Below are 12893 nucleotides of genomic sequence, written 5' to 3' on the forward strand. Positions count from 1 at the left end.
CCACGATGACGCCCTGCTTTCGGTTACCGGAGTGGAACGCCGGGGACCACGAGTCCCTGGCCCAATTCCACCTGTCCTACACCCACGCTACTACTCAGGGGCTGGGGGGAGTCAAAGAGCAGGTGGTCGAATCGGCGCAGCATCAGGCCCTCACGCAGCGCCCAGGGGCAGATCCGCAGCGTCTTGACCTTCAGCGCCTTCATCGCCTCCAGTGCCACGATGGCACCGGCCAGCAGCTGCGGGGCCCGCACGGCCGACACGCCGGGCAGTTCGGCCCGTTCTTCCCAACTCATCGCCGTGAGCCGGTTGGTCCAGACCTCGAGTGAATCGCGGCGCAACAACCGCTTAACATATGGGCCCTCGGCGCTCGGGGCAGCGCCGGTGACCCGGGCCAGGGACCTGAACGTCTTGGAGGTGGCCGTGGCAAGCGTGGGCTTGCCGAAGGCGAGCATCTCAGCCGTGGGCTCGGCGAGCACCTCGCGCACGTGGTTCCGCAACGCCTTGACCGCCTTGGGCGAGGGCGGATCCCCCGCGAGCATGTCGCGGGTCAGCCGGCCGGCACCCAGCGGCACCGAGTGCGCGGCCGTCGGGAACTCGTCCATGCCCAGGGCGAGTTCGAAGGACCCGCCACCCATGTCCAGGTTCAGAATGGTTTCCGAGCCCCAGCCGAACCAGCGCCGCACCGCGTAGTAGGTCATCCCGGCCTCCTGCTCGCCGGAGAGCTCGGTGAGCCGGACCCCGGTCTCGGCAACCACGCGTTCGAGCACTTCCTCGCCGTTGGAGGACTCCCTGATCGCGGAGGTGCAGAAGGCCAGCAGGTCCTCGGCCTGGTGATTGACGGCAAAGCGCGCCGCCTCGTGCACGAAGTCGAGCAGTTCCTCCTGCCCGGCGGCGTTGATCGCCCCGGTCTCATCGAGGAAGGAGACCAGCGACAGCGGCCGCTTGTGCGAGGCGAACGGCACCGGCCGGGCGCCGGGATACGCGTCGACCAACAACAAATGCACCGTGTTGGAACCGATATCCAGAACGCCCAGCCGCATGAGGTTCCCCGGTCCTAGTCCGCTTGCTTCTTGGGCGCGGCCTTCTTGGCCGGCGCCTTCTTCGCGGGGGCTTTCTTGGCCGGTGCCTTCTTGGCGGCGGCGGTGCGCTTGACCGGGCCCTTGGCACGCTTCTCGGCCAGCAGCTCGATGGCCTTCTCGCGGGTCAGCTCCTGCAGGGGCGTGTCGCGGGGAACGGTGATGTTGGTGATGCCGTCGGTGATGTACTCGCCGAACCGGCCCTCCTTGACCACGATGTTCTTCTCCGAGACCGGGTCCAGCCCGAATTCGGCCAGCGGCGGCACTGCGGCACGGGCACCACGGACCTTGGGCGTCGAGTAGATCTCCAGCGCCTGCTCGAGCGTGATCGTGAAGATCTCAGCCTCGGAGCCGATGGAGCGCGAGTCGCTGCCCTTCTTCAGGTACGGCCCGAAGCGGCCGTTCTGCACGGTGATTTCCTCGCCGTCGGCATCGGTGCCCAGCACGCGGGGCAGCGAAATCAGCTGCAGCGCCTCCTCGAGGGTGACGCTCTCCACGCTCATGTCCTTGAACAGTGAACCAGTGCGCGGCTTGGCCTTGGTGGGCTTCTTCGGCGGCTTCGGCTTGCCGTTCTTGTAGTACTCGAGCGGTTGCGCCGCAAGTTCCTCGGCGGTGGGTTCCACGATGACCTCGGTGACGTAGGCGCCGTAGCGCCCGTCCTTGGCCACGATGGTGCGCCCGGTTTCCGGATCGGTTCCCAGCACGCGCTCCGAGGGGCCGGAGCTCTCCATGAGCTCGATGGCCTTCTCCGCCGTCAGCTCGTCGGGGGCCAGATCCTCAGGAACGTTGGCGCGCTGCGGTTCGGTGCCCTCAGGGGCATCGGCCGGCAGCGGCTTTTCCAGGTAGGGGCCGAATTTGCCCACGCGCAGCACGATGCCCGGGGCGATGTCGATGGAGTTGATGGCGCGGGCGTCGATGTCGCCCAGGTTCTCCACCACGGACTGCAGGCCGTCGTTGGCGCCCTCGTGGCCGAAGTAGAAGTCCTTCAGCCACTGGGTGCGGGCGCGGTTGCCATGGGCGATCTCGTCCAGGTCGTCCTCGAGGCGCGCGGTGAAGTCGTAGTCGACGTACTTGCCGAAGTGCTCCTCCAGCAGCCGGATCACGGAGAACGCGATCCAGCTCGGCACCAGGGCGCCGCCGCGCTTGGTCACGTAGCCGCGGTCCATGATCGTGGAGATCGTCGGCGCGAACGTGGACGGACGACCGATCTCCCGCGATTCCAGTTCGGCGACGATCGATGCCTCGGTGTAGCGGGCCGGCGGCGTGGTGGTGTGCCCTGCCGCTTCGATGTCGCTGCCGCGCAGCGGGTCGGCGACGCTGAGCTGGGGCAGGCGTGCCTCGCCGTCGGTCTGCGCGTCCTGGTCCCGCGGTGCGTCGGTCCCCTCCTCGTAGGCTGCCATGAAGCCGCGGAAGGTGATGACCGTGCCCGAGGCGGCGAATTCGGCGCGCTGGGCCGTGGTGGACATGCCGGCCAACCGGATGGTCGCGGTGGAGCCCTTGGCATCGGCCATCTGCGAGGCGACGGTGCGCTTCCAGATCAGCTCATAGAGCTTGAACTCGTCCGGGGACAACGCGGCGCGCACGGAGGCCGGGCGGCGGAAGGAGTCCCCGGCGGGGCGGATGGCCTCGTGGGCCTCCTGCGCCGAATCGGACTTCGACTTGTACACACGCTTTGCAGCCGGCACCGAATCCGCGCCATAGAGCTCGGCGGCCTGCTTGCGCGCCGCGTTCACCGCCTCGTTGGAGAGGAAGACCGAGTCGGTACGCATATAGGTGATGTAGCCGTTTTCATACAGGCGCTGGGCAACCTGCATAGTCGACTTGGAACTCCAACGCAGCTTGCGCGAGGCTTCCTGCTGCAGCGTGGAGGTGGTGAACGGAGCCGTCGGACGGCGGGTGTAGGGCTTTTCCTCGACGCTGGTGACGGCGAAGGAGGCCTCGGCCAGTCCGGAGGACAGCGCCTGCGCCGCCGATTCGTCGAGGTGGATGATCCCGGTGCCGGACTTCGGGGTCTTGAGCACGCCGCGGTCATCGAAGTCGCGGCCCGAGGCGACGCGTGCGCCATCGACGGTGCTCAACTTGGCCCGGAAGGACTCGCCGGAGGTCGTCGCGAAGGTGCCGGCGAGGTCCCAGTATGAGGCGCTGCGGAACGCCATGCGCTCGCGCTCGCGCTCGACGACCAGTCGGGTCGCCACCGACTGCACGCGGCCGGCGGACAGGCCGCGGGCCACCTTGCGCCAGAGCACCGGTGAGATCTCGTAGCCGTAGAGGCGGTCCAGCACGCGGCGGGTTTCCTGGGCGTTGACCAGATCGGTGTCCAGCTCGCGGATGTTCTCCATCGCGCGGGAAATGCCCTCCTGGGTGATTTCCGTAAACGCCATGCGGTAGACCGGGACCTTGGGCTTGAGCACCTGGAGCAGGTGCCATGCGATGGCTTCGCCTTCGCGGTCCGCATCGGTTGCGAGGTAGAGGGCGTCGGCATCCTTGAGCTTGGCCTTCAGCTCTGCGACGCGCTTCTTCTTGTCCGGGTAGACGACGTAGTAGGGGTCGAAGTCGTTCTCGACATCGACGGCGAACTTGCCGTACGGCCCCTTCTTCATCTCCGCCGGGAGTTCGGCGGGCTGCGCCAAATCGCGGATGTGCCCCACCGAGGCATCCACTTCGAAGCCCTCGCCCAAATACTTGGCGATGGACTTGCTCTTTGCCGGAGACTCGACGATCACGAGTTTCTTGCCGGTCTTTTCCTTGGCCTTGGCGGGCACAGCACTCCTATTGCAGCCGGTGGCATGACTTGACCGTCACACCGCACATTCCTGCTCTAGGTTAGCCGCATTAATGCGGCGCGAGGCAAGCGGCGGCGATTGCTGTGGCCAATGACGCATCGCGCGACGGGCCCGGGGCCGCCCTCAGTCGGTGATTTCGGGCAGGAAGGAAAGCATGTAGTAAAGCCGCTCGCCGTCGATGCCGCGTTCCTCGGGAAGCGCCATCGCCTCGTATTCGTCGACCACCGCATAGACCCGCTTGATGAATTCGTCCCGCTGGGACCTGTTCAGGAAGACCATGCCGGAGGTCAGCACCGGGGCCAGGCCCTCCACCGGTTCGATCCCCGCGGCACGATCGGCGTCGCGGCGCTGGATTTCCGAGCTCAGCCGTTCCCTGAACGCATTCAGCTGCACGTTCAGATAGGCGCTCTTCGCCGATGCCGAATCGTTGAGCGATCCGAGCACCAGCGAATCGCCCGCTGCCTTCCAGCGCCGCTCGCGCCCGTCGCTGCCCGATGCCGCCCGCTCCACGTAGCCGTATTTCTCCAACGCCCGCAGGTGGTAGCTCATGGCGCTGGGCGTCAATTGGCAGCGCGAGGCGAGCTCGGTGGCCGTGCGGGTGGACTGCGAGGCGAACAGTTCCTCCAGCACGGCAAGGCGCGCCTCGTGCGCCAGCGCGCGGATCGCCTGCGGATCGCTGATCACCACGGGGTTCCGGGCGGCATGGATGGCCGGCAGGTCCGCGGGGACTCCTGCCGGCACTGTGTTCTGGCTCATGTGGAAAAACTTTAGCGCTTGTTTCGCATCTGCAACAGGAAGCCCCGCGTAACAAGTCGGGACACTCCGTCATGCAACCGATCGACGAAATCAGGATCGCCGTCCCCGAGCAGCGAATCAAGCGCACCGACCAGCTGATCTACGCTCAAATCTCCGTCGCAGGCCGAGACGAAACCGGCGAGTTCGGTGCTGAGCAATTCGGTCCGGCGCAGACCGGCGCCCTGGCGCAACAGGATCACACCCGGGTGCTCGGCACCGGGACGCTGGTGCCGTTCCTCGGTGACATCCTCGGCGACCAGCAGGTGCTCGGAGCCCAGGTCGCTCGCTGCCAGCAGGTCCGCCGCGGCGACGGCGGCCGCCAAGTACTGGCCCACCGGCTGCTCGATCGGGTAGCCGATTTCCTCGAAGCGCCAGCTCAGCGGTCGGATCTCCGAGTTTTCCGGGCGACGCAGCCAGACCATGCCGAAGCCCACGGCCGCCACGGACCGGGAAGCGAAGTCGTCCAGATACTGCTCGTAGTGCTCGGCATAGGCCTCCGGGTCACGGGACTCCGAGGAATCCCGCAGCCACGTTTCCGCATATTCGCTGGGCGTAGCCGTTTCGCGCTGGATGAACCAGGCCTCCGTCGCCGGGTCCAGCCAAGAGCGCGGGCCGAGCTGCCACGCCGGGATTTCCTGCTCGTCGGTGTCCTGTGCGTCGATGTCCGGTTTGGCTCCGATTTCCCAGTTCGCCAGCATCTGGGCCACACCGCCGGGGCGCAGCACCGAGGGGATTCCGGCGATGAGCTCGGCAACCAGGCGGTCCCCGGGCAGCCCGCCATCGCGGTAGGTGTACTGGTCCGCAGTCGATTCGCCACTGCGGCGCGGGGTGATCACGAATGGCGGGTTGGATACGACAAGGTCGAATTCCTCCCCGGCAACCGGTTCGAGCAGGCTACCCAGGCGCAGCTGCACGCGTGCGCCCAGGTCCGCCGGGTCCAGGCCCAGGGCCGCGTGGTTCAGCAGCAGGTTGAAGCGGGTGAACGCCAGCGCGCGTTCGGAAATGTCGGTGGCGACGGCCGTGCGGGCATGGGCGAGCAGGTGGAAAAGCTGGATCCCGCAGCCGGTGCCCAGGTCCAGCGCGCGCTCGACCTGCGGACGCACGGTGATTTGGGCCAGCGTCAGCGATGCCTGCCCGATGCCCAGCACATGGTCGTGGCGAAGCACACCGGTACGCTGGTGGGCGCCAGGATCGCTGGCCACCCAGAGTTCGGCATCGGCATCGGAGGCGTGCGGGCGCAGGTCGACCGAGGCGCGCCAGTTTCCGGAATCGGACTGCTCGATCAGCCCGAGTTCCACCAGCCCGGCAATCCGCAGCACCGGGAAGGCGGCGTCCAACGCGTCGGCGTCGAACTCGCGTCCCAGCATCCACAGGCCCAATTGCACGGCGAGCGCCGCGGGTCGCGGGGCGGCATAGGCCCCGCGCAGCACCAGCAGCGCGGGAACCAGCTGGTCCCGGTGCAGTGCGGCGTTGGCCTCGGGGCCCAGGAGCGCCGAAATGGCGTCGTGGCCGAATTCCGCGGCACGCAGGTCGGCGGCCAGCGCATCGAGCAGACTCTGGTCGGTACTGCGCGGGGCATCGCTGATGGCGGAGAATTCTGGTGTTTGAATCACCCCACGAGTCTATCGAGCCGACGGCGTCGGGCCATCCCCGTTTGAGTAGGATGTATCCCATGCCCCACGTCACCACCACACACCTGCAGCTGCTTTCCCGCGACGAATTCGTCCCGTGCGAACGTCCGCTTCCCGCCGCGGCCGAGATCGCGCGCGTGGAGGCCATCACCCCCGAATTCAGTAAGTTCCTCTACCGGTCGGTGGGCAGCAGCTGGCAGTGGGCCGACCGCCTGACACTGACCCGCTCCGCTTGGGATGCGGCGCTACGGGCCCCAGGAAGCGAAACCCACGTGCTCTATGCCGGTGGTGCCCCGGCCGGATACATCGAGCTGGGCGCCGTGGCGACGCCGGCCGGGACCGAGGTCGAGATCGTGTACTTCGGCCTGTTCCCGGAGGCGGCCGGCCACGGCTTAGGTGGACCCCTGCTAAGCGAGGGCATCGCCCGGGCCTGGGACATCGATGCGCGTCACGCGGGCTTCGGTCCGGTTACCCGGGTCTGGCTGCACACCTGCTCGCTGGATTCCCCCTCCGCCATCGGCGTCTACGAAAAGCGCGGCCTGACCGTGTTCCACACCGAATCCGAGGACATCGAACCCGGCGATGCACTCGCCGGGTTGTGGCCCCGGGCCTGAGCACCACAACCTCAAGACCCGGTCCTTGAGGTGCAGGCTGTCCCCCGTGCGGAGGTTCAGTGGAACTACGCGATCCTGCGGCGGTAGGCGAGCATGGCAACGGCGTATGCGGCGAGCAGCAGGCCCAGGCACCAGCCGAGCGCTACCCAGATGCCCGTGCCGAGGGGCTGCGCCGTGAGCAGGTCCCTGATCGTGTTCACGATCGAGGTGACCGGCTGGTTCTCGGCGAAGGCCCGGACCGGGCCCGGCATGGTGTCGGTGGGGACAAACGCGGAGCTGATGAACGGCAGGAAGATCAGCGGGTAGGAGAACGCGCTGGCACCGTCCACCGTCTTCGCCGTGAGCCCGGCGATGACCGCCAGCCAGGTCAGCGCCAACGTGAACAGGGCCAGGATCCCGGCCACGGCGAACCATGCCGATACCCCGGCCGCCGAGCGGAATCCCATGAGCAGTGCCACGAGCACCACGACGATCAGCGAGACCAGGTTGGCTACCAGCGATGTCATCACGTGCGCCCACAGCACTGAGGAGCGCGCTATGGGCATCGACGCGAACCGTTCGAAGATGCCGCTTTTCAGGTCCAGGAAGAGCCGGTAGGCGGTGTAGGAGATGCCCGAGGCGATGGTGATCAGCAGGATGCCGGGCAGCAGGTAGTCCACGTAGTTGCCGGACCCCGCGGTGATGGCCCCGCCGAAGACGTAGACGAACAGCAGCATGAAGCAGATCGGCATGACGGTGGTGGTGATGATGGTGTCCATGCTGCGCATGATGTGGCGCAGGGAGCGTCCCAGCAGGACGGCCGTGTCGCCGAAGAAGTGCTTGTTCATGATGCTGCCCTACCCTCGTCTTCCGGCGCTGCCCGGGGAACCCCCGGTGCCGTCGCCGTTGTCGCCGTCGTCACCGTTGTCACCGACCAAGGCGAAGAAGACGTCCTCGAGGGTGGGCTGCTTCTCGATATACTCGACCGTGGCCGGCGGAAGCAGCGCCTTGAGTTCGGCCAGGGTGCCGTTCACGATGATCCGGCCCTCGTTCAGGATGCCGATCCGGTCGGCGAGTTGTTCGGCCTCGTCCAGGTACTGCGTGGTGAGCAGCACCGTGGTGCCCCGGCCCGCGAGGTCCCGCACCGCCTGCCAGACCTCGATGCGCGCCTGCGGGTCGAGCCCCGTCGTCGGCTCGTCCAGGAAGATCACCGGCGGGTTCCCGATCAGGCTCATCGCCAGATCCAGGCGGCGGCGCATGCCGCCGGAATACTCCGACACCTTGCGCCCTGCGGCATCGGCCAGGGAAAAGCGCTCCAGCAGGTCCCCGGCGATGCTGCCCGGGTTGCCCAGGTGCCGCAGCCGGGCCATCAGGACCAGGTTTTCCCGGCCGGTGAGGACCTCGTCGACGGCGGCGAACTGCCCGGTGAGGCTGATGGATTCGCGCACCTTCTCCGGCCGGGTGTAGACGTCGAAGCCGTTGACGCCCGCGGTGCCGGCATCGGCCTTCTGGAGGGTGGCCAGGATGTTCACCACAGTGGTCTTGCCTGCCCCGTTCGGGCCGAGTAGGGCGAAGATGCTGCCCCGTGCCACGTCGAAGTCGACGCCGCGCAGCACTTCGAGTTTCTTGTATGACTTGCCCAGGCCCCGCACTTCGATGGCGGGCCCCCGGTTCTGGTCGGTTCCCATCTTGCTGTGCCGCCTTCGCTAGGGCTGCTGCCCGTTGCCGGCGACCGCGTCGATGCTCTTGGCCAGACGTTCGCGTTCCTTGTTGATCCACTGGCCCTCGGCGTAGTTCGCGAGGAACTCCTCGGCGAACCCGACCGGGTCGGTCCCGACGATCGCGCGGATCGGGGTTCCGGCGGCGGCGCCCTGCTCGAAGAGGTCGGCGAGGTCTTCGAGCATGTTCACCATGACGTCGCCCTTCGTGATCGCCCCGAAGTACATCAGGTACCGCTCAAGCGCATCGGTCGCCGTGCGGTAGTGCGCGGGCAGCTGCTTCTTGCGCTCCTTGTAGGCCCGGTACTGCTTCTTCTGTTCGAGTGATCCGGTGATCTGCTCGACCCATGCCATGCTCATGACTGCTTCCTTCCCTGGTGGAGCCGCTCCAGCCGTTCGGACAGGAAGCCCCATGTTTTCCAGAATTCATCGAGGCATTCCCGGCCCCGGGTGTTGAGGGAGTACACCTTGCGCGGTGGACCCTTCTCCGAGGGGACCTTGGCCACCTCGACGAGGCCGTTCTTTTCGACCCTGACCAGGAGCGCGTAGACGGTGCCCTCGGCGATGTCGACGAAGCCCTGCTCGCGCAGCCGGGCGGTGATGTCGTATCCGTACGCCGGTTCCCCGGCCAGGATCTCCAGCACGATGCCCTCCAGCGTGCCCTTGAGCATCTCGGTCATTTGCTTGCCCATGAAGCACCCCCTTCGGCTACTCAGCGTCATTGACTACCACTACATAGTAGCACCGAGTAGCTGCCGCGCAAGGGGTGGTTCCCGTGCCTCCGGACCCAGCGCGACCCCTGGATGAGTCAGCGCACGGAACGCGCCGACGCCGGGGGCTCGCCGATGTCGGCTATGTCATGCCCGGCGCACGGATTCCGGGTGGCAGTTGCCCGATGGATGCGGGAGAACCGGAACCAGCGGATTGCACCACGCAGCCGGCACCAGGCCACCAGCAGCCAGCGTCCGCCGCTGAAGGCGAAGATCATCGGCTCCACCTCCCGCCGCGTGGGCGTACCACCGGCGTCCAGGTAGTTGATGTTGATGCTGACCTGCTCGATGAGCGCGTGCTCGAGCACCGACATGACATGTCGCGGGGCTCCCGGCTCGACGTCGACCCACACCCGGTGCGACATTTGCTCGGCACGGCGCCGGGCCACCGGTATCGGCACTGCTGGACTCCAGCCCCGCGGCCGTCCGCCGGGCCATCTACGTCGACAGCGGGCCCACCGGCGACGACACAGCAATCGACGAGCGGTTCCCGGCCGATGCGGTTGAAGCAGTCCTGCCGCCGTTCGACCAGCTGAGCGCCAGCCTGGACGGGCTCACGCCCGATGACCTCGCCCGGTTCCGGGATGGGGCGGTGCCCGTGTCGGGGCCCGTCATGCGCGAACGGATCCGGCTGTGCAACGATGCCCGACGCGATGTCCCGACGACCATCATCGCCTGCTCGTACCCCGCAGATGTGCTGATGTCCATGGCCCGCGAGGGAGTGCCGATGATGGCCGAGGTCGCCCGGCTGCGCCGGCTCAGGCTGATCGACCTGCCCACCGGACACTGGCCGATGTGGAGCCGCCCGGAAGACCTCGCGGCGGCCATCTCGACGGAAGCCGGGCTCGACTAGGGGTTTTCGCCGGGCTGGCGTCGGCGGGTCGATAGGCTGGTGACATAACCGTTTACACCACCACAGCACAGCGCTCAAACCGATCCCGACTAGGTCTTTCATTGGCCGCTGGGCTGGCCGGCGGAGCCCTGGCGCTGATCGACCCGGTGAAGCTACGCCCGGGAGTTCGTACCGGGCTGTGCTTGGGGACCGGGGCAGCCAGCGGCTTTGTACTGTGGACCGGAACGGCACCGGCGGCGGAGTTCGGCCTGGGCCGGGGGACCCGCGGTGCCCTGGCCGTGGGCATGGCTGCCACCGGCACGGCTGCCATGCGGCTCGGATTCGTGGTTGACGCGCGGATCCATCGGGCGCTGGTGCGCCGCGGCGTCGCACATCCCCGGGCTGTGATCGCCGTGGGGTCCGGCATCCTCACCATGCTGACCTTCCTGCTCGAACCGAGGGCCGAGCAGGAAGGCAGGGGATGGTTTGGCGGCGCCCTGGATGAAGAAAGGACCGAGATCGCGCTGACTGATCCGGTACGTGAACTCGTCGCCGGAATGCTGGCCGCCACGGCGGACTTCGGCTCCGCAGTGATTCGTGAACAGCTTCGGAGCGCCACGGAACGGCACTGGGGCGATCCGCAGGAGCCCGGCTTCCGGTTCCAGCCCGATTTCGCGGTGGCCGAAGCGGCCCCGCTGACGGTACCGCGCGACTTCACGTTCCCGGTGCACGCGTACTTCACGACCGGGGACGGAAGGCAGCTGCGTATGAGCCTGCTGGTCAGGGACGGGCAGCTGGCATCACTGATGCTGGAGGTAGACCCCGCCGCGGCAGCAGCAGCCGAAGAACGGGGACAGTCGATCGACGATGACCCGTTCCCGGCGATGGACAGCTGGCCGGTGCCCGCCGACGTGCGCTACGTGCTCGATGGCTAGCAGCGCCTGCCCGGACGGCGGCGGGTCAGGCGGGGGCGGGTCAAGGGGCGGGTCAGGCCGAAACGCCCACGCAGTCCGGGCACTGGCGCAGCTGCTCGTCGGCGGCGCAGTCGGCGCAGAACAGGCGCAGGTTGCGGCAGGAGAGGTTCGAGCAGTTCTCGAACTTGTTGCTGGGGGCCGCACAGGCAACGCAGCGCCCAATGGTCACGGCGTCTGGGCTGAATTCCATGTGCATGCGCTTGTCGAAGACGTAGAGCGATCCTTCCCAGAGGCCCTTGTCGCCGTAGGTTTCCCCATAGCGCACGATGCCGCCCTGCATCTGGTAGACCTCGTTGAAGCCGCGCTCGACCATCAGCGCCGAGAGCACCTCACAGCGGATCCCGCCGGTGCAGTAGGTGACGACCGGCTTGTCCTTCAGCTCGTCGTACTTCCCGGAGTCCAGCTCCTTGATGAAGTCGTGGGTGGTGGCAACGTCGGGCACCACGGCATTTTTGAACTTGCCGATCTGCGCCTCGAACGCGTTGCGCCCGTCGAAGAAGACCACTTCCTCCCCGGCCTGGCGCTTGGCCTCGACCAGGTCGTGCAGGGCCTCGGGCTTCAGGTGGGTGCCGCCGCCCAGGACGCCGGAGCCATCGACCTTCAGCTCGCCCGGAGCACCGAAGGAGACGATCTCGTCGCGCACCTTCACCGAGATCCGCGGGAAATCCTCGGCGGCGCCATCGGACCATTTCACGTCCATCTTCTTGAACGCGGGGTACTCCCGGGTGGCCTTGACATATTGCTTGACGGCGCCGATCTCACCGCCGACGGTGCCGTTGATGCCGTCCTTGGAGATGATGATGCGCCCGCGCAGGGACCAGCGCTCGAGCAGGGCCCGTTGCCACAGGCGCACCGCTTCGGGGTCGGGCAGCGGGGCAAAGGCGTAGTACAAGACAATTCGATTCATCGACACGCCATTAAGCGTAGGCGGTAAATCGTCGCCGGGGCCCGCGGGGTGGGCACCATCACCTGGTTGACTCAAGGTTTCAAGCACGCAACAGTTCATCGTCCGGGCTCCCGACCCCGCACTGATCAGGGTAGGGTCGAGGACATGGGATCTTCTGCAAGCGATGAATTGATTGGCACCTGGGTCAGCGGGTGGGCCGGCGCCCGCGGCTATGAAAGCCGCCACGAGGGCCGCGTCCACGCAGCGCTGCGCCATGATACCTCGGGCGACTGGGAATACGTGATCTACGAGCCGTCCTCCGAAGAGCTCGTGGCCGTTGCCGACACGCTGCTCAAGCACCCGGCACGCCGCCTGACGGCGTTCGCCGATGACACGGCGTCGCTGATCGAGGCGGCCCGCACCGCCGGACTGTCCGTGGTCGATGCCAACGAGGTGCTCATGGTCACCGACATGGCAGGACACGATGTCGAGGAACCGCGTCCGGCCGAAGGGTTCGCCTTCCAGATCGAACGCGACGGCACCCACTCCTACATCTCCATCCACCCGGAGGAGGACCCGGAGACCGTTGCCGCCAGCGGCCATGTTTCAGCCGTCGACGGGTACGCGATCTTCGACCGCATCATCACCGCCCCGGACTTCCGCCGCCGCGGGCTGGGTTCGTTGATCATGCGCGCGCTGGCCTCGCTGGCGCTGGAGCACGAAGTGGAGCAGGGCCTGCTGATCGCCTCCATCGAGGGCCAGGCGCTGTACAACTACCTGGGCTGGACCACGCTGGGCAACGTCGTGCTGCTCGAGGGCAAGCGCGACTAATACC

At 67.2% G+C, this 12893-nt stretch carries 14 protein-coding genes; 4 read left to right on the plus strand and 10 right to left on the minus strand.

Going from position 1 to position 12893, the window contains the following annotated elements; genetic code table 11:
• Positions 1-23: 23 nt before the first annotated feature.
• The 4 genes from E9229_RS01990 to E9229_RS02005 all read right to left on the minus strand — a co-directional run bounded on the left by E9229_RS01990 (position 24) and on the right by E9229_RS02005 (position 6267).
• A complete protein-coding gene (locus tag E9229_RS01990; RefSeq protein ID WP_183509585.1) occupies positions 24-1040 on the minus strand; it encodes a Ppx/GppA phosphatase family protein in 1017 nt (338 codons plus the stop codon).
• Positions 1041-1054: 14 nt separating this feature from the next.
• A complete protein-coding gene (gene topA, locus E9229_RS01995) occupies positions 1055-3838 on the minus strand; it encodes a type I DNA topoisomerase (RefSeq protein WP_183509586.1) in 2784 nt (927 codons plus the stop codon).
• A gap of 144 nt (positions 3839-3982) precedes the next feature.
• On the minus strand, positions 3983-4615 hold the full coding sequence (locus E9229_RS02000) for an ArsR/SmtB family transcription factor (protein ID WP_183509587.1): 633 nt from the start codon (positions 4613-4615) through the stop codon (positions 3983-3985).
• An 11-nt stretch (positions 4616-4626) separates the two neighbouring features.
• Positions 4627-6267, minus strand: coding sequence for a DUF7059 domain-containing protein (locus E9229_RS02005; protein ID WP_183509588.1), 1641 nt, complete (start codon positions 6265-6267; stop codon positions 4627-4629).
• A gap of 59 nt (positions 6268-6326) precedes the next feature.
• On the opposite strand from E9229_RS02005, the gene E9229_RS02010 reads away from it, so the two are divergent.
• Positions 6327-6899, plus strand: coding sequence for a GNAT family N-acetyltransferase (locus E9229_RS02010; RefSeq protein ID WP_183509590.1), 573 nt, complete (start codon positions 6327-6329; stop codon positions 6897-6899).
• Positions 6900-6964: 65 nt separating this feature from the next.
• Here E9229_RS02010 and E9229_RS02015 read toward each other — a convergent pair whose 3' ends face one another.
• The 5 genes from E9229_RS02015 to E9229_RS02035 form a co-directional block, all read right to left on the minus strand.
• Positions 6965-7726, minus strand: coding sequence for an ABC transporter permease (locus E9229_RS02015; RefSeq protein WP_183509591.1), 762 nt, complete (start codon positions 7724-7726; stop codon positions 6965-6967).
• Between the two features lie 9 nt (positions 7727-7735).
• On the minus strand, positions 7736-8566 hold the full coding sequence (locus tag E9229_RS02020) for an ABC transporter ATP-binding protein (protein ID WP_183509592.1): 831 nt from the start codon (positions 8564-8566) through the stop codon (positions 7736-7738).
• An 18-nt stretch (positions 8567-8584) separates the two neighbouring features.
• Positions 8585-8956, minus strand: coding sequence for a DUF1048 domain-containing protein (locus tag E9229_RS02025; protein WP_183509593.1), 372 nt, complete (start codon positions 8954-8956; stop codon positions 8585-8587).
• Positions 8953-9288 carry a PadR family transcriptional regulator gene (locus E9229_RS02030; RefSeq protein ID WP_183509594.1) on the minus strand — a complete coding sequence of 112 codons (336 nt, stop codon included), beginning with the start codon at positions 9286-9288 and terminating at the stop codon, positions 8953-8955. The genes E9229_RS02025 and E9229_RS02030 overlap by 4 nt, the downstream gene beginning before the upstream one ends.
• 116 nt (positions 9289-9404) lie before the next feature.
• The gene (locus tag E9229_RS02035; protein ID WP_183509595.1) at positions 9405-9767 is read right to left on the minus strand and encodes a helix-turn-helix transcriptional regulator; all 363 of its coding nucleotides are present in this window, start codon (positions 9765-9767) and stop codon (positions 9405-9407) included.
• A 212-nt stretch (positions 9768-9979) separates the two neighbouring features.
• On the opposite strand from E9229_RS02035, the gene E9229_RS02040 reads away from it, so the two are divergent.
• Both E9229_RS02040 and E9229_RS02045 read left to right on the plus strand, forming a co-directional pair.
• Positions 9980-10219, plus strand: a complete 240-nt coding sequence (locus tag E9229_RS02040) for a hypothetical protein (protein ID WP_183509596.1) — start codon at positions 9980-9982, stop codon at positions 10217-10219.
• Positions 10220-10320: 101 nt separating this feature from the next.
• A complete protein-coding gene (locus tag E9229_RS02045) occupies positions 10321-11133 on the plus strand; it encodes a hypothetical protein (protein WP_183509597.1) in 813 nt (270 codons plus the stop codon).
• 52 nt (positions 11134-11185) lie between these two features.
• Here E9229_RS02045 and trhO read toward each other — a convergent pair whose 3' ends face one another.
• Positions 11186-12085, minus strand: a complete 900-nt coding sequence (trhO, locus tag E9229_RS02050; protein ID WP_183509598.1) for an oxygen-dependent tRNA uridine(34) hydroxylase TrhO — start codon at positions 12083-12085, stop codon at positions 11186-11188.
• A gap of 138 nt (positions 12086-12223) precedes the next feature.
• Between trhO and E9229_RS02055 the strand changes: the two genes are divergently transcribed.
• Complete coding sequence (locus E9229_RS02055) at positions 12224-12889, plus strand: GNAT family N-acetyltransferase (protein WP_183509600.1); 666 nt, start codon at positions 12224-12226, stop codon at positions 12887-12889.
• Positions 12890-12893: the final 4 nt, after the last annotated feature.

The sequence above is a fragment of the Paeniglutamicibacter cryotolerans genome (assembly GCF_014190875.1).
In the GTDB taxonomy this organism is placed as follows: Bacteria; Actinomycetota; Actinomycetes; order Actinomycetales; family Micrococcaceae; genus Paeniglutamicibacter; species Paeniglutamicibacter cryotolerans.

Excerpts from the sequence above, each read along its gene's own strand:
- E9229_RS02020 (WP_183509592.1), bottom strand. The coding sequence starts at position 8,566 with ATGGGAACCGACCAGAACCGGGGGCCCGCCATCGAAGTGCGGGGCCTG.
- E9229_RS02015 (WP_183509591.1), bottom strand. The coding sequence starts at position 7,726 with ATGAACAAGCACTTCTTCGGCGACACGGCCGTCCTGCTGGGACGCTCC.
- E9229_RS02030 (WP_183509594.1), bottom strand. The coding sequence starts at position 9,288 with ATGGGCAAGCAAATGACCGAGATGCTCAAGGGCACGCTGGAGGGCATC.
- E9229_RS02040 (WP_183509596.1), top strand. The coding sequence starts at position 9,980 with ATGCGCGAACGGATCCGGCTGTGCAACGATGCCCGACGCGATGTCCCG.
- E9229_RS02025 (WP_183509593.1), bottom strand. The coding sequence starts at position 8,956 with ATGAGCATGGCATGGGTCGAGCAGATCACCGGATCACTCGAACAGAAG.
- E9229_RS02055 (WP_183509600.1), top strand. The coding sequence starts at position 12,224 with ATGGGATCTTCTGCAAGCGATGAATTGATTGGCACCTGGGTCAGCGGG.
- E9229_RS02000 (WP_183509587.1), bottom strand. The coding sequence starts at position 4,615 with ATGAGCCAGAACACAGTGCCGGCAGGAGTCCCCGCGGACCTGCCGGCC.
- E9229_RS01990 (WP_183509585.1), bottom strand. The coding sequence starts at position 1,040 with ATGCGGCTGGGCGTTCTGGATATCGGTTCCAACACGGTGCATTTGTTG.
- E9229_RS02010 (WP_183509590.1), top strand. The coding sequence starts at position 6,327 with ATGCCCCACGTCACCACCACACACCTGCAGCTGCTTTCCCGCGACGAA.